Annotated in this window: 19 protein-coding genes and 5 pseudogenes; 11 read left to right on the forward strand and 13 right to left on the reverse strand. The window is 35.2% G+C overall.

The window, feature by feature from the left end:
* Positions 1-46: 46 nt before the first annotated feature.
* A pseudogene (locus tag OPR21_RS08125) lies at positions 47-1,028 on the forward strand (IS4 family transposase); the annotation flags it as partial.
* A 208-nt stretch (positions 1,029-1,236) separates the two neighbouring features.
* Here OPR21_RS08125 and OPR21_RS08130 read toward each other — a convergent pair.
* Positions 1,237-2,184, reverse strand: a complete 948-nt coding sequence (locus tag OPR21_RS08130) for an IS110 family RNA-guided transposase (protein WP_209472550.1) — start codon at positions 2,182-2,184, stop codon at positions 1,237-1,239.
* A gap of 216 nt (positions 2,185-2,400) precedes the next feature.
* Between OPR21_RS08130 and OPR21_RS08135 the strand changes: the two are divergent.
* Positions 2,401-2,808 (forward strand): annotated as a pseudogene (locus OPR21_RS08135) (IS4 family transposase); the annotation flags it as partial.
* Between the two features lie 283 nt (positions 2,809-3,091).
* Here the strand turns inward: OPR21_RS08135 and OPR21_RS08140 are convergent.
* A protein-coding gene (locus tag OPR21_RS08140; RefSeq protein WP_236514306.1) for an IS5-like element ISWpi1 family transposase occupies positions 3,092-3,924 on the reverse strand; the annotation gives its coding sequence in 2 pieces (ribosomal slippage) (positions 3,092-3,555 and positions 3,555-3,924; 834 coding nt in all).
* Between the two features lie 41 nt (positions 3,925-3,965).
* Here OPR21_RS08140 and OPR21_RS08145 point away from each other — a divergent pair.
* The 3 genes from OPR21_RS08145 to OPR21_RS08155 all read left to right on the forward strand — a co-directional run bounded on the left by OPR21_RS08145 (position 3,966) and on the right by OPR21_RS08155 (position 6,526).
* Positions 3,966-5,498, forward strand: coding sequence for a hypothetical protein (locus OPR21_RS08145; RefSeq protein ID WP_265029940.1), 1,533 nt, complete (start codon positions 3,966-3,968; stop codon positions 5,496-5,498).
* A 177-nt stretch (positions 5,499-5,675) separates the two neighbouring features.
* Entirely contained in the window at positions 5,676-6,023 is a 348-nt protein-coding gene (locus tag OPR21_RS08150) for an IS630 transposase-related protein (protein WP_022626382.1), read from the forward strand.
* Positions 6,024-6,190: 167 nt separating this feature from the next.
* The gene (locus OPR21_RS08155; RefSeq protein ID WP_049973597.1) at positions 6,191-6,526 is read left to right on the forward strand and encodes a transposase; all 336 of its coding nucleotides are present in this window, start codon (positions 6,191-6,193) and stop codon (positions 6,524-6,526) included.
* A gap of 416 nt (positions 6,527-6,942) precedes the next feature.
* Here the strand turns inward: OPR21_RS08155 and ubiB are convergent, their stop codons facing one another.
* Together ubiB and OPR21_RS08165 are read right to left on the reverse strand one after the other, a co-directional pair.
* Complete coding sequence (gene ubiB / locus OPR21_RS08160; protein ID WP_236514429.1) at positions 6,943-8,373, reverse strand: 2-polyprenylphenol 6-hydroxylase; 1,431 nt, start codon at positions 8,371-8,373, stop codon at positions 6,943-6,945.
* Positions 8,370-9,110, reverse strand: a complete 741-nt coding sequence (locus OPR21_RS08165; protein WP_006279528.1) for a metal ABC transporter ATP-binding protein — start codon at positions 9,108-9,110, stop codon at positions 8,370-8,372. Before OPR21_RS08165 ends, ubiB begins: the two co-directional genes overlap by 4 nt.
* Here OPR21_RS08165 and OPR21_RS08170 point away from each other — a divergent pair.
* A complete protein-coding gene (locus tag OPR21_RS08170) occupies positions 9,102-9,983 on the forward strand; it encodes a zinc ABC transporter substrate-binding protein (RefSeq protein ID WP_265029941.1) in 882 nt (293 codons plus the stop codon). The two genes, OPR21_RS08165 and OPR21_RS08170, sit on opposite strands and share 9 nt — an antisense overlap.
* Positions 9,984-10,039: 56 nt before the next feature.
* Here OPR21_RS08170 and OPR21_RS08175 read toward each other — a convergent pair whose 3' ends face one another.
* Together OPR21_RS08175 and rpmG are read right to left on the reverse strand one after the other, a co-directional pair.
* A complete protein-coding gene (locus OPR21_RS08175) occupies positions 10,040-10,315 on the reverse strand; it encodes a helix-turn-helix domain-containing protein (protein ID WP_236514428.1) in 276 nt (91 codons plus the stop codon).
* 25 nt (positions 10,316-10,340) lie between these two features.
* Positions 10,341-10,541 carry a 50S ribosomal protein L33 gene (gene rpmG / locus OPR21_RS08180; RefSeq protein ID WP_006279743.1) on the reverse strand — a complete coding sequence of 67 codons (201 nt, stop codon included), beginning with the start codon at positions 10,539-10,541 and terminating at the stop codon, positions 10,341-10,343.
* Positions 10,542-10,690: 149 nt separating this feature from the next.
* On the opposite strand from rpmG, the gene OPR21_RS08185 reads away from it, so the two are divergent.
* From OPR21_RS08185 to murE, 5 genes and pseudogenes are all read left to right on the forward strand, one after another.
* On the forward strand, positions 10,691-12,454 hold the full coding sequence (locus tag OPR21_RS08185; RefSeq protein WP_077188334.1) for an Rne/Rng family ribonuclease: 1,764 nt from the start codon (positions 10,691-10,693) through the stop codon (positions 12,452-12,454).
* Positions 12,455-12,540: 86 nt separating this feature from the next.
* A complete protein-coding gene (dnaK, locus tag OPR21_RS08190; protein WP_077188333.1) occupies positions 12,541-14,463 on the forward strand; it encodes a molecular chaperone DnaK in 1,923 nt (640 codons plus the stop codon).
* A 70-nt stretch (positions 14,464-14,533) separates the two neighbouring features.
* Positions 14,534-14,818, forward strand: coding sequence for a BolA family protein (locus tag OPR21_RS08195; protein ID WP_077188332.1), 285 nt, complete (start codon positions 14,534-14,536; stop codon positions 14,816-14,818).
* 7 nt (positions 14,819-14,825) lie between these two features.
* Positions 14,826-16,059 (forward strand): annotated as a pseudogene (gene metC, locus OPR21_RS08200) (cystathionine beta-lyase).
* Positions 16,034-17,578, forward strand: coding sequence for a UDP-N-acetylmuramoyl-L-alanyl-D-glutamate--2,6-diaminopimelate ligase (gene murE / locus OPR21_RS08205; protein WP_236515210.1), 1,545 nt, complete (start codon positions 16,034-16,036; stop codon positions 17,576-17,578). Before metC ends, murE begins: the two are co-directional and overlap by 26 nt.
* A 1-nt stretch (position 17,579) precedes the next feature.
* Here the strand turns inward: murE and OPR21_RS08210 are convergent, their stop codons facing one another.
* The 7 genes and pseudogenes from OPR21_RS08210 to OPR21_RS08240 form a co-directional block, all read right to left on the reverse strand.
* Positions 17,580-18,473, reverse strand: a complete 894-nt coding sequence (locus tag OPR21_RS08210; RefSeq protein WP_265029942.1) for an ankyrin repeat domain-containing protein — start codon at positions 18,471-18,473, stop codon at positions 17,580-17,582.
* Positions 18,474-18,537: 64 nt separating this feature from the next.
* Positions 18,538-19,005 (reverse strand): annotated as a pseudogene (locus OPR21_RS08215) (ComF family protein); the annotation flags it as partial.
* A 23-nt stretch (positions 19,006-19,028) separates the two neighbouring features.
* A protein-coding gene (locus OPR21_RS08220; protein ID WP_236514306.1) for an IS5-like element ISWpi1 family transposase occupies positions 19,029-19,861 on the reverse strand; the annotation gives its coding sequence in 2 pieces (ribosomal slippage) (positions 19,029-19,492 and positions 19,492-19,861; 834 coding nt in all).
* A gap of 60 nt (positions 19,862-19,921) precedes the next feature.
* A pseudogene (locus tag OPR21_RS08225) lies at positions 19,922-20,182 on the reverse strand (double zinc ribbon domain-containing protein); the annotation flags it as partial.
* 227 nt (positions 20,183-20,409) lie between these two features.
* The gene (locus OPR21_RS08230; RefSeq protein WP_010082388.1) at positions 20,410-20,724 is read right to left on the reverse strand and encodes a hypothetical protein; all 315 of its coding nucleotides are present in this window, start codon (positions 20,722-20,724) and stop codon (positions 20,410-20,412) included.
* 54 nt (positions 20,725-20,778) lie between these two features.
* Positions 20,779-23,574, reverse strand: coding sequence for an excinuclease ABC subunit UvrA (gene uvrA / locus OPR21_RS08235; RefSeq protein ID WP_006279734.1), 2,796 nt, complete (start codon positions 23,572-23,574; stop codon positions 20,779-20,781).
* Positions 23,575-23,999: 425 nt separating this feature from the next.
* Positions 24,000-24,149, reverse strand: a complete 150-nt coding sequence (locus tag OPR21_RS08240) for a hypothetical protein (RefSeq protein ID WP_186809131.1) — start codon at positions 24,147-24,149, stop codon at positions 24,000-24,002.
* Positions 24,150-24,392: the final 243 nt, after the last annotated feature.

Raw genomic sequence — 24,392 nt, forward strand, 5'->3', positions numbered from 1 at the left:
ATAAAGTATTACAATATTAGAGTTTGCAAATATTGAGGGTATAAAAATGGCAAACGAGAGTAATGAATGGGCTAAAAATGAATTTGGAGATGCTGTACTTGGAGATAAAAGATTAACTGACCGATTAGTAAATATTGCTGACAGTTTGATAAGTTTACCTGAAAGCTCAATTAATGAGGCATGCGGAAGTTGGTCAGAAGCAAAAGCAGCATATCGTTTTTTTTAAAATGAGAACGTAAAAGAAGTCGATATTCTAGCTTCACACATTGATAAAACAGTTGAGAGAACAAAAGCTCACAAGAGGGTTCTTGTCATTCAAGATACCAGTTACATTGTATATAATAACCATAAAAAAACAAGCGGATTAGCAAATTTGTCCAGTTATGATACTGCAAAAGGTATTATAATGCATACAGCTCTTGCCGTTAGTATAGAAAGTTGGTACTAGGGATACTAGATCAAAAAGTTTATTCAAGACCTGAAGAAACTGAGAACCTTAAAAAAAAGAGCGATCGCATTGAAAATAAAGAAAGCGTAAAGTGGTTGGAAACTTTAAGAAAAACAAATAATATTATTGATCCAACTCAAACTGAGACTATAACTGTATGCGATAGAGAAGCAGATATATATGACTTTTTTGAGCTTGCACATAGTCTTAATTCGGCAGTGCTAGTTAGAGCATGCAGAGATAGAGCAGTAAATAGAAAATCTCGATATCCTGAAAAAGGTGAGCAGAAGTTATGGGCATTTATTAAATCCTCTCATTGTGCAGGTACGGTAGAAGTTGAAGTTCCTGTAAAAGATAATAAGCCAAAAAGAACAGCACGTTTGGAAGTTAGATTTGGAAAGTTTATGATGAATCCATCTAAGAATAATATTAGGCATAAGACGGAAGAACTACCTAAATTACCACTTTATGCAGTTTATGTTGTTGAGAAAACTCCCCTTCCCTTAAAAAAAAACCGCTAGAATGGATGCTATTAACGAATCTTTCAGTTAATACTTTCGATGAAGCTGTTGAAAAAATTAGTTGATATCAACTATGTTTTTTAAAAATTTTTTTATTTGTGTAATTTTGCAAATTATATGGGCAATAAAAACCCGTTTGTCATAGAAATAGAATTTTATATCAAACAGCTACCACAGCAATTTCTGCTTAAGCTAATGAATATGTGCTTTAAGTCTGTGTGGACGCACATATTCATTAGCCAATTTCAGTTACCGTTGTGAAGATTTTTAAGTATGCAAATTAATTGCTTCTTTAAGTCTTGTATTAGCAATTACTATAATTTTACGCATTAGGGCTGTTATAGCCACCATCTTCTTCTTACCACTTTCAACAAGCTTAGAATAAAAGGCGCCAAGTATAGATTTTGACCTTGTAGCAGCCATAGCGGCTGTAAAGAGCTTTGAACGAACGTTACTTCTACCACCTGTAATCCTTCGGTAACCAACAGCTTTACCACTTTCTTTTGGATGCGGTGCAACTCCGGCAAGACTTGCTACTTCTTTTCTATTTAAGTAACCAAGCTCTGGCATTAAACACAAAAAATCTTGTGATAACTTTTTACCTATTCCAGGAACTGTTTTAAGAATTTTTTGGCGTTGTTGTAATTCGCGGCTTTCATCAATAATCTTTTGTATAGTATCATTGAGTTCGTTTATTTGACTATCGAAAAACTCAATGGTCTTTTGACAGCTTTCTTTTATATGATCATTTTCCGGTGCTTCAAGTCTGCATTTTTCTTGAGTTCTCATTTGCGTAATATCATCACGACGTTGACAAAGTGCAGCCAAAGTTGATTGTTCTGTAGAGGTAGGTACAAATAGAGAGATAGTTCTATGGCGTTCAAATCCATATTGAGCAAGAGCTCTTGCATCTGATCTATCAGACTTTGCTAAAGTTCCGTGAGATAAAATAAAGCTTTTTACTTTACGAGTATTAGCTCGATGCACGGCAATATTTTTGTCGGTAAGAAAATGTGATAAGCCAAGCTCATATTTCCCTGTATTTTCTAAAGTCACTAAAGCATTAGGTAGAATATCTGAAAACTCTTGAAATAATTGTTGCCAACCAGAAGCATTATTATCAAATTCGACAGCATTCTTCTGTTTGTGAATTGCAACGACATTTTTAAATTTTCCGATGTCAATGCCAATAAAATTTTGATAAGATGTAACCATAATAAACCTCGATAGTTTTAGTTAATTTAAGATTGTAAACGGGTGCATATATATGTCCCAAGCAACTATTCAAACGTATCGAGAGATAGGGCTAGCGTACCTTGATACCAACGGTTGTAATACCAATTTCCTTTCGGTCGCGCACGCCCGCTATTCCTAGTGAGCAGGGTTATCTTTCTCTCTTATCTCTTTTATATCACGTTTTTAACTTACAATTGCCTTAGATGGAAAATAGAGATATTACATAAAATTTTAAATCCGGTCTCAAAGTTGAGGAATGTAGACTTGGAACAGCAGAAAGATTAATGAGGTATTTAACAGTCATGAGCATTATTGCTTGGAGAATTTGCTTTATTACATCAATTGCAAGAACTAACCCAACATTACCATGTACTGCCTTATTAGCTGAGGAAGAATGGAAAGTTTTATATGTTAAAATACACAGGAAACCATGTCCAAATATAGCCCCTACTATAAAAGAAGCCGTTTCGTGAACTTGGAGGTCATTTAGCAAGAAAAAGCGACCCAAAACCAGGACCAATTACTCTTTGGAAAGGATATAAACGTCTCTTTGATTTAGCAGAAGGATGGCGACTTGCTCACGAACCTCATATTTGTTGGTAATAGTAAGTTGTTAGCGGTATCTGGAGATACCGCGGCGGTATGACGTAGGGAAATCTTACTTATTATAGCTATAGTTCTACATGAATTACAAAAGTAACATTTACTAGATCTTAATATTTTAGATCTATATTTTAATAAATAATGAGCTGTAATTAGTATGAATAATCCATTTAAAAGTGAGAACTATAAAAAAAATCTCGATTCTCTGATCAAAGCTGTAAAGCTAGGAAATGCAGAGAAACAATATAACAAAACGTTAGAGGTTGTCCGGAAACTAGTAAATTCAAGCATATTCCCTCTTTAACATAACCCTACTCATAGCTAGGTATATGAAATTCTCAGTGGATGTTGTGAGTAAATCATACTCCTTCGATAGCCTTCTATTCCTATTAACCCAAGCAAAAGTCCTTTCTACAACCCATCTTCTTGGCTGTACTTTAAACCCTTGTTCTCTTGTTGGTAGTAGCTCAGGTGGCGTATCTTTGTGCACCCAAAATCTACATGGAGGCCTTGTAACAATTTCAATATCTATGTCATATTCTTCCTTTATGTGATTCTTTAAATTTCTTCCTTGGTATCCCATGTCAGCCCACATTTTTTTAACTTTAGTATATTTTGTTCTCATATTGTTTAATGCTATTTTAATACCATCTCTATCATTTTCGTTAGCAGCGCCTACGTAACAACCTAGTATAAAACCCTGAGTGTCTGTAATTATATGCCTTTTTCTACCCTTTACTTTTTTACTTCCATCATAGCCTTTGATCCCCCCTTTTCTGTAGTCTTTACAGATTGACTATCTACTATACAGGCACTCGGCTGCTCATTCCTTCCTATTTTTCTTCTACTATATTTTGTAATTTCATAATTCATTTTCTCAAAAATTCCCTGCTTCTTCCATTGCCTGAACTGCTCATACACAGTCTTCCATAGCGGAAAATCATTTGGTAAATACCGCCATTGACACCCTGTACGCAATACATAGAAAATTGCTTCTAATATTTCTCTTTTGCTATACTTTGGCGGCCTTCCTCCTTTCTTGTATGATACTCTGAAGTGTTTTTCTATTCTTGCCCATTCCCTTTCGCTTAGATCTGTTGGATACTTTTTTCTCATCTTTACCCCGTACTAAAATTTCAGATATTATAGCCTTTTACTTGTTTCCGGACAACCTCTTAAGGGATTTATCTCATGCATTAGAAGGTTTTACAGGTGAGGCAAAAGGTATAGCTGAGTTTGTTATATATACTGACTTGAACAATTATGTAGAACAGCCATTAGGTCTTTTTAAAACATTAATGAATAGAATTTTGGGAAAAAATTTTCCAACCAAGAACAGTAGTATAAGTAATTTTGTAAATGATGAGTTGTCAAGTTTCACTTTAGAAACAGCAGCTAAGTATACAAGAATTTTAAAAAAAATTGATCTCTTGGAACAATTAGAAAAAGATTTCAGAAAAAATAATATTTTAAAAGATTCTTTAAATTTAGAACAAAGTGAAAAGAGTCAAGGAAAAGATAGATCACACGAAGTGAGTTTGGAAGGTAGAAAGCAAAAGGAAGGTACTTTTGAGCTGCGAAAAGAAGAACAGCCGAAAGAAAAATTAGGTGGTAATCGCATGAGGCAAATAAAGCGACCAACAACAGCACCTCCGGCTGCTCCAGATTCGAGGAAGGTACGCTTTAAATCAGAAATATCCTCAGATGGAGAAAGCAAGGCAAAGTCTACATCTTCTTTACTAAAAGGAGCTAATAGTTTTAGTATGCCTGATGCTAAGGAAAATCCTTCTGAGGATTCAGGCTATGAAAGTTCATTAGATCAGGGGTCTGAATATGAAGACATATCAAATTATCAAGAGAAAAAGCAAAAGGAAAATCCTTTATATGAGCAGAGAGAAGATTCAGGCTATGGAAGTTCATTAAATGAAGAGTCTGTATACAAAGAGATATCAAATTATCAAGAGAAGAGGAGTAAAATTTTAATAGAAAATTCGCAGAGTTCAAAATCGCCCAAAGAAGAGCCAATTTATGCAACAGTTCCTAAAGAACATATAGAAGCAAAAAGAGAACGTAAGCAGAAACAACAACCTCAATCCCTCGTACCACCAAAACCACCGCAAGTGCCAAAAAAAATGTTTACTACTGGTCAAGAAGTTAGACAAGAATCGAAAGTGGTAATCAAAGATAAACCTGCAGTACCGCCAAAGCCTAAAAATCTAAGCCGTGCTAATCAAAAAGTAAGCACAGAGCCAAAAGTAGTAGGAGTAATTCTTAAAAAATCAGCTGAAAGAGTACCACTAAAATCTGAAAATCAAGACAATAGGAAATCAGCACAAAAAGCTGCTGGTAAGGCGATACCAAAAGTAGCAGCAGCTACTATGAAAGGAGGAGCTAATCGCGAGATGGGCAGTAAAGTAAAGGCATTAAAAGAAAAATTTGAGCAAAATCAAGCAAAAGGAAATGCTAATGTACAGCTTGCTGAAAGCAAAACCACTCCAGCAGCACAAGCGGATATCGGTGTGAAGAAAAAACAATCTCATTCATTTCTAACAGAGAATAAAAGATCTGCAACGAAACACGTAACAGCAAAATCTGATCCAAAATCTCATGTCAGCAAAAATTCCCTTCTCACGCATGCAAATGTAAAGGAAATGGTTGCACAAATTGAGAAAGGAAAAGGAGGAAGATAGTAACATTTGGGAAAAAAACATATGTGTCAAGTCAAGAGATTGTGAGCAAATTTAGGAAATTATAGCTAAACTGACTTAGATTTACCGACAATTTGAAAAACCGTCATTCCGCTAACTATAGTATTTTCGAAAGCGAATGATAAAGGTATAATATGTTTTTTTAAAGTAGGGAAAGCGATGGTATATAGTGTAGATTTAAGGGAAAAAGCAGTGTCTTTGGTAGAAAAAGGAAAGTCAAAGGTTGAAGTTGCAGAGGTTTTTGAGATAGGGATAGCAACACTATATAGATGGCTAAAAAAGAAAGCTACTGGCCAAGGTCTCAAAGCGGTAAAAAGTACTGGTTTTATTCGAAAAATAGATCCAGAAATACTCAAAGAATATGTCAAAAAACACCCAGATCACACACTAGCAGAAATGAAACAAAACCTTGGCTTTGGGATAAGTGCAATTTGGTATAGATTAAGACAGCTAAAAATAACCTTTAAAAAAAGTCACATTCTATCAAGAGCGCAATCAAGAAGATAGGCAGCAATTTATCGATAAAGTCTCAAAAATAGACCACTGTAGCATTTTATATATAGATGAAGCAGGAGTTGATAATAGACTATACCGAGAATATGCACGAGCTCCAAGAGGAGAAAAAATATATGCTGATGTTCCAGGAAAAAAGCGGGAAAGAGTGAGTATAATAGGTGGATGAGAAGTTTATTGCACCAATGACCTTCACAGGAGGGTGTAATAAAGATATATTTAATGTATGGTTAGAGCGAAGATTACTTCCACAATTACAGCGTGATACAACCATAGTTATGGATAATGCTACATTCCATAAAACTCCCAAAACAAAGTCATTAATAGAGTCTTTTGGCTGTCATTTGCTTTATCTTCCAACATATTCACCTGATCTAAATCCGATAGAGCATTGTTGGCACACCATCAAAAGTTGCCTCAGACCTCTAATGCATCAATGTACAGACTTACACCTTTTAGTTGGTAATACCATTTTAGACGTTTATCATTCGTTTTAGAAAATACTATAGTTGAAATAGCACAGTTACTCACCCCATAAATTTGGTGCTCTCTTTCAATCAAAGGTGTCTTGCTGCTTGAAATGTTTTCTTTGTAAAAATTTGGCTTATCTTTATATCATCTCATTCAAACAGCATTAACATAACTTATGCCTTTTTTAGATGTAGAAATTTTCTAGGAATTGTCTTTTTGAATTCTATGGTATTTTGTTTAACATTGAAACAAGAGGCCAGTGTCACGCACTGGCATGACACCCATTTGTTCCTATAGTTGTCTTTTCTCGTCTACCTTATTTTGCCACTCTGCTGAACAGATACATAAAGAAAGTGGAAAATTGGACATTCTCAACTCGGCTCCTGCAGATTAAAAATTAAGTTGAATAAAAATTGGATTTGACGCAGTTTTTTCCCATAGTTTAAGAAATTAAAAGTTTAACGATTAGAATTATAATTACAAACCACAATAAAAAATAGACTTTTCCATTTGATTTATTTTTAATTTGGATGTTTTCTAATTTTTTATCAGCTATTAGGTTTAATTTTTCTATAAGGCTAAATATCCCTTGGATTGTTTTTACAGGATAAGAACTTCTAATTTTTTCCCTATACCCTATTTTACTTTCATGTTGACTGCTTATCCACGCTTCAACTACTTTCCACATATTGATTTCTGGGTAGATCTTTCTACATGTCCCTTCCAGTAAAATCATAGTTTTCTGCAGCAATAACAATTGTGTTTGAACTTTCATATCAAAATCACCAGTTATTTTTAATAGCTGAGCAAGTAAACTAGCAAATGAAATCTTCTGTATAGGCTGCCCAATAATGGGTTCACCTATTGCCCTGCAAGCTGTGACAAAATTTCTATGCTGTGATGAAACGTAACCAGCTTTAAAGTGCATTTTTGCAACGTGATCATAATCCCGATTTAAAAAGCCTTTGAGTATCTCTATAACGTAATAGCATGTCTCACGATCTATTCTACCCATGATTCCACAATCCAGAGCAATAATATTGTTATTACTATCAACCATTAGATTTCCAGGATGCATATCAGCATGAAAAAAACAATCCCTGTATACCTGATTACAAAACGATTCTATAAGATTGATAGCTATTTGCTTATGATTATTCAGTTTTTCAACTTCGTATATTGGCGTTGCTTCTATCCATTCTAATGTTAAAACCTTTTTTGCAGTTCTATTCCAATCTATTTCAGGTACATAAAAACCTCTGTCATTTTTTGTGTTTTTCTTTAGTTCCGAAGAGTGAGCAGCTTCAAAACGTAGATCTAACTCTAATCGGCAAATTTCAGCAAAAGTTTTAACTAATTCAATTGGCCTCAGCCTTTTTGATTGTTCGCTAAATTTTTCTGCAATTTCTGCAAGCCAAGAAAGCATTTTTATATCTCTTGAGAATGTTTTCTCAATATTTGGCCTTAAAACCTTCACAGCAACTTCCTTACCCTCAGTTGTAACCGCTCTATGCACCTGAGAAATCGATGCTGCTGCAATTGGCTTTTCAGAAAAGCTTGAAAAAATGTCGCTCAATTTACAATTAAACTCACTTTCTATAGTTTTAACTGCTATTTTATGTGAAAATGATGGCAATCTATCACATATCAATAACAAGTTATTTGTTATATCTTCATTTAAAACATCAGTACGTGATGAGATAGACTGCCCAAACTTAATGAACACCGGACCTAATTTTTCAAGAGCACACTTTAGCTTGTGGCCTTGTATTTTATTTATTGATTTTTTTGATGGTGGAAGTAAATAAGGTAATATATTGTAACGCGTCAGCACCGTAGTTATGTGCAGAAGACGCAAAATATTTTGAATCATTTCGCTGCGTAACTGCTAAATATTTCATTTAGGGTTCTATTTTTCATAATCTCATCAGGCTTGCCTTGGCAATAGATAGTATTATTTATACAAATTATGTAATCTGAGGATGGTAGAGCAGAGTTAAGATCATGAGAAGTCATAAGAATCGATACCAATCGTTTTTTTGCTATTTTATTTATAATATCATAAAATTTAGCCCGCGCGTTAATATCCATTGCACTAACTGGTTCATCTAGAATGATCAAGTCAGGCTCTGCAATTAAACAACGTGCAAGTAGCAATAATTGTGTTTGCCCTGCAGAAATTTCTAACACTTGATTCTTCAAAATGTTACCGATACCAACCAACTCTATCGTTTCTGTAATAATGGATTGATTTTTCTTTAGTCTTTTCAAGGAGCTATTTAAAAGGAAATATTCAACTGTTATTGGCATCAAATTACTAATACTAAAATTTTGCGGCATATAGCCAATTTTTATGTTGTCAGCAAATACGATATTACCGGTACAGCTTTTATTTATGCCAGCAATTGCTTTCACTAAAGAGGTTTTACCTCCACCATTTGGACCAAGTATTGTAATTATGTCTCCTCTTTCCATGAACATATTGATATTGTCAAGGATTCTTTTACCATCATATGTGAGAGCAAGATTTTCTATTTTTAGAACACGATTATTGACATTATTCAATTTATTGACAAAATTTAACTTCTTCTCAACGTTTATATGAGACATTTACTGACTTTTTTTCTATTACTTTCATTTACACTATACTATAATATCGCCTTTTCATCCAATTTAAAAGTTGTAGCTACAATCAAACCTATCCACTCACTTGTAGCTTCTATTACAGAAGGGATTTTAGAACCGGAATTGCTTGGCTATGCAACATCTGCGCATAATTATATATTAAAGCCATCTGATGCGAGTAATTTAGAATCAAGTGACGTTATATTTTATGTTGACGATAACTTAGAGACGTTTGTTCAAACTTTCGCCAAAAATAATAAAGAACTAGTGCAATTGTCAAAGGCAATCAACCTACTTCCTACTCGGCCACATTCATTTTCTAGAAAAATTACTCACATTAAAGATGAAAAAGATTTACACATTTGGCTGAGTCCCGAAAATGCAAAGAGCATGATACTTTCTGTAAGTGCAACATTGTCTAACATAGATAAAGAAAATTCCCATCGATACAACTCTAATGCAACAAAAGCTATAAAAAAAATAGACCAAGAAGTAAAAGAAATCATGAAAGAACTGAATGATTTTAAAAATCAAAAATATATCGTCACTCACGATGCTTATCAATATTTTGAAAAATATTTTGGTTTAAATCACTCAAGCGCCATTCTTTCCATAGAAGAGGATTCTTACATAGGTATGAGGAGTTTAATGAAGCTAAAAAAGATAATGAAGGAAGAAAACGTTAAATGTATATTTGCTCATTCACAGGAAGACAGCATAAAGCCTAATGCTCTTTCTAATGACGCAAAAATGGTAGTTCTTGATCCTATTGGATCAGACATAGAGCCTGGAAAAGATGCATATCTAGCTATAATCAATAACATTGCACAAAATTTTAAGTCTTGTTTTGTTGAGTAATAAGTTCCCTTTTAGCTTACTGTTTTATTGTTCTGCATTTATTTGTCCTTTACATATTATGCAGGTTTAGAATTATGCTTTATTCTTACGTTTATGTCTTGGCCCAATACAATCAATAAGTTAAGCAAGTATTCTAAGGAGAACCCTTCGATTTTTGACCTATTGATTTGAGATACTTTAGGCTGATCAATCTTTAGAGCGTTTGCTGCTTTTTTCTGTGTTGTGTATCTCTTACCTATTAATTGTGCAATGACCTTTATTAATTTCAGTTTTGTATCCTTTACATTGTCCAACTCTATTATTACAGGATAACTTAATTGTAAATTTTGCATAATAATAAACTTTCCTATAAAAAAACTACTTTAATTTTTCTTCTTTAAATAGCACATGCCTTCTGACTACTGGGTCATACTTTCTAAACTCCAGTTTTCTGGTGAGCTTTTTTGGATTACGCTTTTTTACATAAAAATAGCCTGTTGATTTTTCTTCACCAGCTCTTGTTGTCTTGATTGCAGTGCTGACTAACTTAACAAGCAAAGAAGCATTTTTTTTCGCCATACTTATAATGATATAATAAATTCTATGCGAGTTTATTACGCAAAATACTAAAAGTCAATCGAATAATGCAGATTGCAAAATCCTTGACAATCAACAGTGCATTAAGTAGCATAAAGTTAACTTCAGAATAAAAAGCAAACGGTAAATAAGTGATAAATAGTGGTAAAAGGGTATTATTGATAGAAAATTCTATCTGTTCTAATGAGGTAAGAGTTGCCTTGTCAATTAATAACAAGGTTGTAGAATTTGAACAAGAATTCAAGGAAAAAAAACAATTAAGAGGTAATATATACGTTGCTTATATAAAGCGTATAGAGCCTTCTTTGCAAGCCGTATTTATTGAATATGGAAAAAATAAGCAAGGTTTTTTGTCTTTTTCCGAGATATCTCTAGATTACTTCAACATTCCAGAAAAAGAAAAGGAAACTATCTTTGAGGGCTACTCAAATGACGATTGTATAGAAGAAGCCTCAGCAAATGTTTCTTCAGATTCTGCAGCTAGTAAGAATGTCAACGAATCAGGTAGTGGTTTTGTAAGAGAGGTACCTTTATATAAAAAATACAAATTACAAGATGTTATTTCAGTAAATCAAAAAATATTGGTTCAGCTAACTAAAGAGGAACGAGGCAATAAAGGAGCTTCATTTACAACATACATAACTTTAGTGGGTAGATACTGTGTTTTCATGCCAAATTCCATGAGCAAAGGTGGAGTGTCCCGCAGAATTGAAGATGCTAATGTCAGAAAGCAGTTAAAGGATATACTAAATTTAATAAACTTGCCAAAAAGATCAGGTTTAATAGTAAGAACTGTTGGTTCAGGAAAAAGTAAGAAAGAAATTGAGCAAGATTACAATTACTTATCCTCATTATGGCAGAGCATTCAAAAAAATGCCTTCTCTGTAAATGCTCCATCATTAATTTACAACGAAGCAGATGTAATTATGAGATCTGTTCGTGATTTTTGTAGCGATGGTATAGAAGTTATAGTGTCTGGAAAGGAATCTTTTGAAGCAGTTAAGCAATATGCTAACAATGCACTAAAAGGTAGTAAGTTGCGCTATAGATTGTATAGAGGTTATGCTCCGATCTTTACTTACTACGGAATCGAAGATCAAATTTCTGAGTTATATAGCAATAGAGTAGAATTGCCATCTGGTGGGTCTTTGATAATAACTTTAACTGAGGCGTTTGTTTCAATAGACGTAAATTCAGGAAAGATGACAGGAGAAGATAGCATAGAAGAAACAGCTTATAGAACCAACATGGAAGCAGTACCTGAAATATCAAGACAGGTGAATCTTAGGGGCCTATCAGGATTAATAGTAGTCGATTTTATTGATATGTTGAAATATCAGTATTGCAGAGCTGTTGAGTCTGCTATAAAGCAAGCGTTTAAAGACGATAAAGCTAAAGTTCAATTTAGCTACATAAATGACTTTGGTTTAATGGTATTTTCAAGACAAAGAATTAAACCAAACATACAAGAAATTAATACTACAGAATGTTTACACTGCAAAGGTACTGGAAGAATAAAATCAAACGAAGTAATTGTTTCATCAATACTAAGGGACTTACAACATATTGCTAACAAGAATCGAAATAAGTCTTTTGATTTAGTAGCACACAGTGCAGTTATAGCGCACATTTTTAATAACAAACGCAATACAGTTTCTACAATCGAAAAAGAGTTTAATATTACATTGAACGTTAGTATTGATAACAGTTTAGATGTAAATACATTTGTTTTAAAACAAGGAGATGATGTTAATTTAAACGGTTATAAGCCATTACAGAACTCTGGATACCAAATTGGGGATAGCAGCAATGAAGAAGCTGATAATTCAAATAAACTACGAGGCAATTTTTGGCTGACTAAGTGGCTTTCGCGCCTTTTAAGTTCTAATAACTAATTAGAAACCTAAATTGGGCTTGTAATTAATGAGCCCTATACTTATATATTCTTATATCAGATAATATTTACAATGGGGTACTCATTATGGGAAGAGCAATAGGCATAGATCTCGGAACAACAAATTCTTGTGTTGCAATAATGCAGGGCAAAGATACAAAGGTAATAGAGAATAAAGAAGGAGCAAGAACTACTCCATCTATAGTTGCATTTACTTCTTCAGGAGAAAGGTTGATTGGTGCTCCAGCAAAAAGGCAAGCAACCACCAATGCAAGTAATACCTTTTTTGCTACTAAGAGATTAATAGGCCGTCAATATAGTGATCCTGAGATGAAAAATCTAAGTGTACCATACAAAGTATTTGCAGCAAAAAGTGGTGATGCATGGGTTAAAACAACTGATAATAAAGAATATTCTCCTAGTCAAATTGGTGCATTTATACTACAAAACATGAAAGAGGCAGCAGAAGCTTATCTTGGAGAGGAAGTAAAAGATGCTGTGATAACAGTGCCAGCATACTTCAACGACTCTCAACGTCAAGCAACAAAAGATGCAGGAAAAATTGCCGGATTAAATGTACTCAGAATAGTAAATGAACCGACTGCTGCAGCACTTGCTTATGGTCTTGATAAGAAACATGGGCACACAATAGTAGTATATGACCTTGGTGGTGGTACATTTGACGTTTCAATACTTGAAATAGGTGATGGAGTTTTCGAAGTGAAAGCAACAAACGGTGATACCCATCTTGGAGGTGAAGACTTTGATAATGGAGTAGTGAGTTATTTACTAGATGAATTCAAGAAAAGTAATGGCATTGATTTGAAAAATGATCCAATGGCTATGCAAAGAATCAAAGAAGCTGCTGAAAAAGCGAAAATTGAATTATCAAGTGCAATGGAAACGGAAATAAATCTACCGTTTATTACAGCTGATGCAAGTGGTCCAAAACACTTAAATATGAAATTAACGAGAGCAAAACTTGAAAGCTTAGTGAATGATTTAATCGAAAGAACTATGGCTCCTTGTAAAAAAGCTCTTGAGGATGCTGGTTTATCTGCTAGTCAAATTGGCGAAGTGGTTCTTGTTGGTGGCATGACTCGTATGCCAAAAGTCATAGAGAAAGTTAAAGAATTCTTTGGCAAAGATCCACATAGAGGAGTTAACCCTGATGAAGTTGTAGCAATTGGAGCTGCAATACAGGCGGGGATCATTCAAGGTGATGTAAGAGATGTGTTACTACTTGATGTGACCCCACTTTCTCTTGGTATTGAAACTCTAGGAGGAGTATTCACTCCACTTATTGAGCGTAATACTACAATTCCTACTAAAAAATCTCAGGTGTTTTCAACTGCAGAAGATAACCAAACAGCTGTTACAATTAAGGTGCATCAGGGTGAAAGAAAACTGGCAGTTGATAATAAGCTACTCGGTCAGTTTAGTTTGGAAGGGATACCTCCTGCTCCGCGCGGAAGGCCACAAATTGAAGTGACATTTGATATAGATGCAAATGGAATAGCACACGTTTCTGCAAAAGATAAAGCTACTGGAAAAGAGCAAAAAATACGCATTCAATCTTCAGGTGGTTTATCTGATGATGAAATAAATCGCATGGTAAAAGAAGCTGAAGAAAAAGCGCAAGAAGATGAAAAGCGCAAAAAGTTTATTGAAGTGAAGAATCAAGCGGATAGCTTAGTCCATTCTACAGAAAAGTCTCTGACAGAGTATGGTGATAAAGTTTCACCAGAAGATAGATCTGCTATTGAAAATGCAGTTAACGAATTAAAAGAAGTTAGTAAATCTGATAACATTGATGACGCTGATTCAATACAGCAGAAAGTCACTAATCTTTCTCAATTATCTATGAAACTTGGAGAAGCTATGTATCAAGCATCTCAACAAAATAGTGCTGAAAATGGCTTTTCATCAGAAGGAAATCCAAATGATAAAGAGGAAAAAGTAGTAGATTCTGATTATCAAGACATAGATAATAAAGAAGAGAATAAGTAATTGCGATTGTCATCCAAGTAGCTGATACTGGGATGACAAGAAGAGCATATTGTTGCTTAAAGAAACCATTATGGATATTATTAAAACAATAGAAGAAAAGATACGCGATTCGATAGATGTAATTGATATCAACATTATCGATGAATCAGCAAAGCATGCTGATCATTATTTTGCTTCATCTTCAACATTACCTTCGCACATTAAATTAATATTAATATCTGACGGCTTTATTGGAATGAGCGTTCTAAAAAGACACAAGTTGATTTATGAGTTATTGAAGGGTGAGATAGAGCTAATACATGCAATTTCTCTTCACTTGTATACGCAAGATGAGTACAATTTAAAAAATAAATAATAAAAATGTGAAGGAAGAGTCTATATTAGTTAAAGCAGGAAGAAAATTTAATGACTATAAAGGTTCCATGAACCCGCCAGTTTATCATTCTTCTACCATATTATTCCCTACTTACAAGGACTACTTAAATGCAGCAAATGGAGAAAGTATATACGATGTAATCAACGATGGTGTTGCAAGGGATTATAGCTACAGTAATGTTGGTACTCCTACTGTTCATTATCTTTCAAATGCACTGGCTGAAATTGAAGGGAGTGGACAAGCGCTTATTTATCCTTCCGGACTATTTGCACTTACTTTTGCTATTCTAACTTTCGCTAAAGCAGGCTCGCACGTTTTAATTCAAGATAATAGTTATTATAGGCTTAGGAGGTTTGCAGAAAATGAGCTACCAAAAAGAGGAACAGAAGTAACTTTTTATGATCCAACACAGGATATAACTGATTTAATTCAGAGTAATACTTCATTGATAATGATCGAGACTCCTGGTTCTGTAACGTTTGAGATTTCGAATATAGAGCATATAGTAAAAGTTGCTAAAGAACGTGGAATTGTAACCGTTTGTGACAATTCATGGGCCACTCCTTTGTTATTTAAGCCGCTTGATTATGGAGTTGATGTTGCACTATATGCGGTGACAAAGTATCTAGCCGGTCACTCAGATTTAGTGATGGGAGCTATGGTTGCTGAAGGTGAAACTTTTAAATTGCTTTATGAGAGCTATAAAAATTATGGAGTAACCATTCAATCGCACGACTGCTACCTTGCACATAGGGGACTAAGAACACTGCATGCACGTATGGCAAGGCACCAAAATACAGCAATGGAAGTGGCAAAGTGGCTAGAAAAACATTCAAAAATCAAAAAAGTTTTGTATCCAGCACTTCCCTCCCATCCTCAACACGAATTATGGAAAAGTTACTTCAAAGGAGCAAGTAGCGTATTTAGTATAATACTGGATAGAGAATATTCATGTGAAGAACTAAGCTGCATGGTTGATCATATGAAAATTTTTAGTATTGGTGCTTCTTGGGGAGGGTGTGACAGTTTGATATTACCAATAGATCGTAGATCTATGTCAAGATCTGTAATGAATTCAGATTATGGTGGAAGTTTCATGCGGATATTTTGTGGACTAGAAGATTCTGAGGATTTGATCTCTGATTTAAATGCTGCACTAGCAAGACTGCCATGTTTGAATATCAAAGCTGGCAGATGAAACTGAGAGAATTACTGCATAACATTATTGATGTTAACTTTGATATTGAAATCAAGGGCGTTACATGTAATCCCAAGAGAGTCAAGGAAGGTTATCTTTTTGTTTGTGTGTCAGAAAGGAGTAAAGAATACGCAACATGCGATACTGGAATCCATATCCTTCCTACTGAATCACAGTGTTACGTACACAACTGTGTAGACGTTGTGATACAAGGGGCCAAGAAAGATGTCATCCCAGTGCTTGACTACTTGGATCCAGAAAATTTAATTGTAAATGAACACACTAAGCAATTGTATAATAAAAACTGGATTCCAGTGTCAGCTACTTGCATGACAAATACTCCGGGTTTTGCAGTGCTTGAACACCTAAACCCTCAAGAAATATACAGCGAAATAGTCAGCAGGTTTTATCAATTCAAACAGCCCAAATATGTTGCTGCTGTAACTGGTACAAATGGTAAAACTTCAGTAGTAGAATTTTGCCGCCAGATCTGGCAAAACTCTGGCTATAATGCTGCGTCTATTGGAACACTTGGAACATGCATCAATAATGGCAGAAAAGGTAATAGCAACAGCCTTACCACTCCAGGTGCAGAAGACCTTTACGCAACATTGCGTGGTATAAGTGTAGAACACTTAGTGTTGGAATCATCAAGTCATGGGATTGATCAATACAGAATCCATGGATTAAAGTTGAGTGCTGCAGCTTTTACTAATTTCTCGCAAGATCATTTAGATTACCATAAAAGTCTTGGTGGATATTTAGAAACTAAAAAAAGGTTATTTTACGAAGTATTACCAGAAGGAAAAACAGCGATTTTAAATGCGGATATAGATGAATATGGCGCATTGCTTAAAATAGCTGAAAAACGCAGTAATAAAGTTGTGACTTATGGAAAAAAAGGCTCTGATATTACTTTATTAGAGCAAACATCAACCCCTAATGGTCAACATCTTACAGTAAAAATTGATAACCAAATTTACAATACATTTTTCCCAGTTTTAGGAAAATTTCAAGCATATAATCTGCTATGTGCAATTGGTATATCTGGATTAAATTACAGAGAAATATGCGTAGAAAAACTCGTTTCTCCACCAGGAAGAATGGAAAAAGTGAAACCTTTTGCATTCGTGGATTACGCTCATACTCCAAGTGCGCTTAAACAAGCCCTATTGTCTTTAAAATGGCATATCAACAAAAAAATAATTCTAGTTTTTGGATGCGGTGGAAATCGCGATCAGACGAAACGTTCAGAAATGGGCAAAATAGCACAAATGTATGCAGATAAAGTAATAATTACAGATGATAATTCGCGTGATGAAGATCCGGCAAAAATTCGCCACGATATTTTGCTACATTGCCCTGATGCACTGGAGATAGGAGGTAGGAGAGAAGCTATAGAGAAAGGCGTAGATATTGCCTATAACGAGGGTATGATTCTGCTAGTTGCAGGAAAGGGAAATGAGAAATTTCAAATTATAGGCAACCAAACTTTTGAATTTAGCGATGTTGAGGTTATTAAAAATAAAGTTGCATCTTGACCTATATATTCTGGCCAACTTTCTGCACAAAACTCTCTGTTTCTTCCATTTTAGTGTTAGGTTTTGACATTACGTACGCAATGCAAACAGATACTAATGCAATGGATACAGATATACCAATAGTTACTAGTATAGGTAATTCAACAATGTATCCAATACCCGCCACTATCAATGCAGTTGCAATACCACCTACAGCAATCATTTTTGCTTGCCTTTTTTTCTTACATTCCATTTCTCTCTTATGTTTTTCTTCTTCTGCTTTCTTTAAAGCAGCAGCCTCTTCCTGATGTTTTTTTTCCTCTGCCTCCTTTGCAGCATTTTCCTTAGGCTTCTCTTCTTCTGCTTTCTCCAAGACAGCAATCACCTCTTTGTCTGTAGCAAACATACTGGGAATGGAATTATTATTATCTAGTGCTAAAGGACTAGCTCCTTTATTTAACAGGCACCTCACTGCATTTATATGATTATTAGTAGCAGCAAAATGCAGCGGTGTTGAGCCAAGTTTAGAACATGAGTGAATATATGCTCCTTGCTCCAGTAGTAATTCTATTATTTCCGTATTACCGCTGTTAGCGGCACAATGCAGAGCAGTGTGTCTACCACCATCGCGTGTACTAACCTCTGCACCTTTCTCCAGTAGACGTCTTACTGTTTTTACTAAGCCTTTATGAGCAGCAATATTTAACGCAGTAGTATAATACCTAGAAGCATGGGTAATCTCTTGCCGTATTTCAAATAAATGATCTATGTGAAAATTAAGTCTTTTCCACTGATTGTATGTATCTTGGTTACATACGAGCAGCTTTTGCTTAATTTCTTCAATTATGTCACTTTCTTTTGATTCTTGCTCTATTTCTTGGAATATGGCATCAATTTCTTGCTCTTTTATACTCATAAGCTCTCCAACAACTATTTGCTATAAGTTATTTTATAGATAAAACAAAAACAAGTCAAGATTTTTACGTAATAGTTTCACAATCATTTACCGTTCTTGCAAGTGATAGCACTCTCACTTCTTTTGCACCGGAGTTTAAAATTTCCTGAGAGCAAGATCTTACAGTTGCTCCGGTTGTTACCACATCATCAACTAATATCACGATTTTATTTTTGATAATTTTCTTGTTGCTTGTTTTAAAAGCCTTCTTTAAGTTTTTTTCACGCTGTTTAAGTGAAAGACCAGCTTGAGGCACAGTATGGCGAAGGCGTTTTATTGCAAATGGCGTATAGGATAAATTGGACAACTTACTCAACTCTTTTGCAAGCAACGCTGCTTGATTATATTTACGTTTAAACAAGCGCATTTTATGTAACGGTATAGGAATTATGACCTCTGCGTTCTGAAATGTATCCTGATTAGCTTGGTGTATCCACTTTGCATAGATTTTTACGTAATTCAAATTATCAAAAAATTTGAAATTTATAATCAGAGGTTGTCCGGAAACTAGTAAATTCAAGCATATTCCCTCTTTAACATAACCCTACTCATAGCTAGGTATATGAAATTCTCAGTGGATGTTGTGAGTAAATCATACTCCTTCGATAGCCTTCTATTCCTATTAACCCAAGCAAAAGTCCTTTCTACAACCCATCTTCTTGGCTGTACTTTAAACCCTTGTTCTCTTGTTGGTAGTAGCTCAGGTGGCGTATCTTTGTGCACCCAAAATCTACATGGAGGCCTTGTAACAATTTCAATATCTATGTCATATTCTTCCTTTATGTGATTCTTTAAATTTCTTCCTTGGTATCCCATGTCAGCCCACATTTTTTTAACTTTAGTATATTTTGTTCTCATATTGTTTAATGCTATTTTAATACCATCTCTATCATTTTCGTTAGCAGCGCCTACGTAACAACCTAGTATAAAACCCTGAGTGTCTGTAATTATATGCCTTTTTCTACCCTTTACTTTTTTACTTCCATCATAGCCTTTGATCCCCCCTTTTCTGTAGTCTTTACAGATTGACTATCTACTATACAGGCACTCGGCTGCTCATTCCTTCCTATTTTTCTTCTACTATATTTTGTAATTTCATAATTCATTTTCTCAAAAATTCCCTGCTTCTTCCATTGCCTGAACTGCTCATACACAGTCTTCCATAGCGGAAAATCATTTGGTAAATACCGCCATTGACACCCTGTACGCAATACATAGAAAATTGCTTCTAATATTTCTCTTTTGCTATACTTTGGCGGCCTTCCTCCTTTCTTGTATGATACTCTGAAGTGTTTTTCTATTCTTGCCCATTCCCTTTCGCTTAGATCTGTTGGATACTTTTTTCTCATCTTTACCCCGTACTAAAATTTCAGATATTATAGCCTTTTACTTGTTTCCGGACAACCTCTCATGTTTCTACTATGTTGATCATAAGCAAAAACTGATCTTAATACTTTAAACGGTGGAGGATTGATGATGCACTTACCACACGTATAAATATTGTCTGAGATTACTACGCCACAAACATTGCAGTAATGCTTAGTTAGAAAATTGATTTTTTTGTTGCATTCACTACACAGATTAAGATTTTCATCAATGATACATTCGCAACTTACGCATACGCTTGGAAATATGAGATTTGTAGCTTTTTTTAGTAAGAGAAGGTTCACAACTCATTAAATATATTATAAAATAATTTATATAGTATAGCTAAAGTAACTTAAGCTTACACTCTTTCACTTTTTATTTCATTTCAATATAGTTCAAACTGAGCCACTGCTGAGTGCTGTAGCTAGTGCAAGTCAGGTTTTCCTACGTCATACCGCCGCGGTATCTCTAGATCCCGCTAACAAGCAGCGGGATGACGAATTTGTCGTTTATCAAATCGTCGGTAAACCTAAGTCACTTTAGTTATAGTATCAAACATAAAGGTTGCAATATTATGTTGGCTGCTAAAATAGCACCAAGTGCACACAATGAATACACTTTCTCTGCCCTGTGACCCACGTTTATCATTATCTTGATAATACTTGTTATAATTGTCTTTACTCTCAACTCCACAAATTACATCTTTCACAGGTCCTAGCACATTATCAACGTAACGTACAGATTTATAGAAACTATTTTCTGGAACTAGTGTGTTATCTTCTGCTTTCTTAGCAGGTACAACTCCATATTCAACGTACCTTCTAAAGTATCGATATACTGACATTCTTATCTCCAAATCATAAATATGCAACCTAGCCTAATATAATTAAGAAATAGTTTATAATAAATACGTTTTAAGATACCTGCCTGTAACACTTTCTGGAATTTTTGCCACTTCTCCTGGAGTTCCAGTAGCAATCACTTCTCCGCCTTTTATTCCGCCCTCTGGTCCGATGTCTATTATATAATCTGCAGTTTTTATAACGTGCAAATTGTGCTCGATAACTATAACAGTGTTTCCCAGATCGACTAATCTATGGAGTATTTTTAGTAAGTTATTTATATCTTCAAAGTGTAATCCAGTTGTTGGCTCATCAAGAATATACAATGTTCTTCCGGTAAATCGTTTTGATAGCTCTTTGGACAGCTTTATTCGTTGTGCTTCACCCCCAGACAACGTTGTTGACGACTGTCCGAGTTTTATATAGCCAAGCCCCACTTCCTGCAAAGAAACCAACTTTTCTTTTACCATTGGAAGGTTTTCAAAAAAATCACAAGCTTGATCTATCGTCATATCAAGCACATCAGAGATTGATTTTTCTTTATAAGTAACTTCCAATGTTTCCCGATTATACCTTCGTCCTTTACACTGCTCACACTTCACGTAAACGTCCGGTAGAAAATGCATCTCTATCTTTAAGTGCCCATCACCTTTACAAGCCTCACACCTTCCCCCTCTGGTATTAAATGAAAACCGGCCTATATTATACCCCCTTGCTTTTGACTCCGAAAGACCTGCAAACCAATTTCTTATATGAGTAAACATACCGACATATGTTGCTGGATTTGACGCAGGAGTTCTACCAATTGGCGACTGATCAACTTCTATAACTTTATCTATATATTCAAGGCCTTCTATCTTATCGCATTGGCCATACCGTGCAGACGAATGATGTATCTTATGTGCTGAATATTTATATAACGTTTCTATGACTAAACTTGATTTTCCCCCTCCTGATATTCCAGTAACACAAATAAGATTCCCTATAGGAAATTTAACGTTCACATTTTTTAAGTTATTTTCACATGCATTTATTACTTTTATGAACTGAGTTGCTTGCTTTCTTCTTCTTGGAATTAAAATTTTTTTCTCTCCACTTAAATATTGCCCTGTTATGCTCCCTGAATTTCTTTGCACCTGGTCTGGTGTTCCTTCTGCAACAACTTTTCCACCATTTACGCCAGCTCCAGGACCAATATCAATCGCATAATCAGCAGCCATTATTGTATCTTCATCATGCTCAACAACGATTACAGTGTTACCCATGTCTCTCAAGTTTTTCAGTGTAGCAATTAACCGATCATTATCGCATTGATGAAGGCCTATCGAGGGTTCATCAAGCACGTACAGCACTCCTGTTAAACCAGAGCCAATTTGTGAAGCAAGCCTGATCCTCTGACTCTCGCCACCAGAGAGAGTGCTAGATTCTCGATCAAGCGTTAGGTAATTCAACCCTACATTCTTTAAAAATGCTAGCCTCTTGATTATTTCATTTAATATTTTACTTGAGATTTGCTTCTGTTGTTCTGTGAGCTTGTCTGGCAAATTTTCAAACCATTTAAGGGATTCATCGATGCTGAGCCTTGATATTTCACCTATATGTTTGCTATCAATTTTCACTGTAAGCGCTTCTTTTTTCAATCTATAGCCAGTACATTCTCTGCAGTGAGTGACAGAGCAATATCGCTCAACAAGTGTTTCATCATAATCCATCTGGTTCTCCAAGATACTGATCAAACCTTGAAATTTATTAGAGCCAAAGAGTATCATATCTTTTACTTCTTGATCTATGTTCTTCCACGGAATATCAAGGTTAAATTTGTAGTTTTCAGCCAGTGATAGAATTGCACTTTTTAGAAATCCATAACCTGTGTGCACTTGACGGAACATTGATCCCACTGGCTTTAAAGCACCCTCAGATATTGAAAGAGTTTCATCCGGTACTATTAGCTTTATATCAACACTTAGTTTTTTACCAAGCCCATTACACGAACCACATGCACCGTAAGGGCTGTTAAAAGAAAATAATCTTGGTTCTATTTCCTCAAGAGTGAAACCAGACTCGGGGCATGCAAAATTCTCTGAAAAAGTTAGAATTTGACCATTTTTATACTCGGAATTATGGTTGTCAGGTAGGTTTACTATTTCTACATACATTAGACCATTACCAAGTTTTAGTGCGGATTCTATACTACTTGGCAGTCGATTTCCTATATCGCCCAATATTGATATTCTATCTGCAACCACAAAAACGTCGTGTTTCTTGTTCTTATCGAGTTTAGGCAAGTCATCTACATTGTACACTTCACCATCTATTTTGAACCTTACGTAACCTTGTCTTTTAATTTCCAATATCTCTTTAAGATGTTCTCCCTTTCTACCACGCACAACAGGGGCAAGTATATATATCTTAGTTTCTAAAGGTAACGCAATTATAGTGTCTACAATTTGAGACACCGTTTGTTTTGTTATTGGTAATCCAGTTGCAGGTGAATAAGGAACTCCTATTCGTGCATATACTAAGCGCAAGTAATCGTAAATTTCGGTAACAGTTCCAACTGTTGACCTTGGATTTTTTGAGATCGATTTCTGGTTGATAGATATTGCAGGAGAGAGACCTGTAATCGACTCAACATCTGGTTTATCCTGAATGTTGAGAAATTGACGCGCGTAAGCTGACAGGCTTTCAACGTACCGGCGTTGGCCTTCTGCATAAATCGTATCAAATGCAAGGCTAGACTTGCCAGAACCACTTAGCCCAGTTATAACAACTAGCTTATTTTTCGGTATATTGACGTCTACACCTTGCAGATTATGTTCCCTTGCGCCCTTAACTCTGATAAAATCGTCCATATTATACCATATAGCGTATTAACCATTATAGCCTCAAAATACGTGAATTTATAGTGATATATTGATTTTCTATTGATTTTTTCAACTGTTACGGAAAATTAGGCAGCGTTTGATAAATCGTCATTCCGCTACTTGTTAGCGGCTGAGATACCGCGACGGTATGACGGTTAAGTAGGCCAGTGCCCTGATGATGTCATCCCAGTGTCAAGCACATAGCTGTACGAACGTTGTAGTTTAGGAGCAATTCCCACCAGTGGGCCAGTGCCCAGACACTGGTTCTATGCAACTTAATTAAAAACGTTTGTTTTAGCGTAAGACAACTACCTTTAGCTCATCAGCTCAGTTATAAGCAAAATTTCTGGATTCCAGACTGGAATGACACCATTTGCTGTGCAATTTACCTTCAAAAATGAATGTTCGTACAGCTATGTGTCAAGCACTGGGATGACACCATTCTTTTTTCTGGATTCCAGACTGGAATGACACCCCCCTGATAGGCTCAAATCATAGTGTTTGTACAGTTGTGAGTTTAGGCTACCTATAAATTCTAAACTGTTGTTACGTATTAGGACCACCAAATACACCCCCAGGACCCAAAGTCAGTTTAGCTATATCAGAAAACAGGTTATGTGGAAATCTTAAAATACTTCTTGTTCGCCAAGCAAAATAAATACATTCCTACAAACAAGCAGATGCTCAATACTGACACATAAGAAAACTTAAAAATTAAATCTCTAATGTATATTGATAAGCATTTACCTGCAGAAAATTTGTATAGTAATCCAACACATACAACGGCACTATCAACCACTGATGCT

Origin of the sequence: Wolbachia endosymbiont (group A) of Philonthus cognatus, from assembly GCF_947251755.1 — a bacterium.
Taxonomy (GTDB): domain Bacteria; phylum Pseudomonadota; class Alphaproteobacteria; order Rickettsiales; family Anaplasmataceae; genus Wolbachia; species Wolbachia pipientis.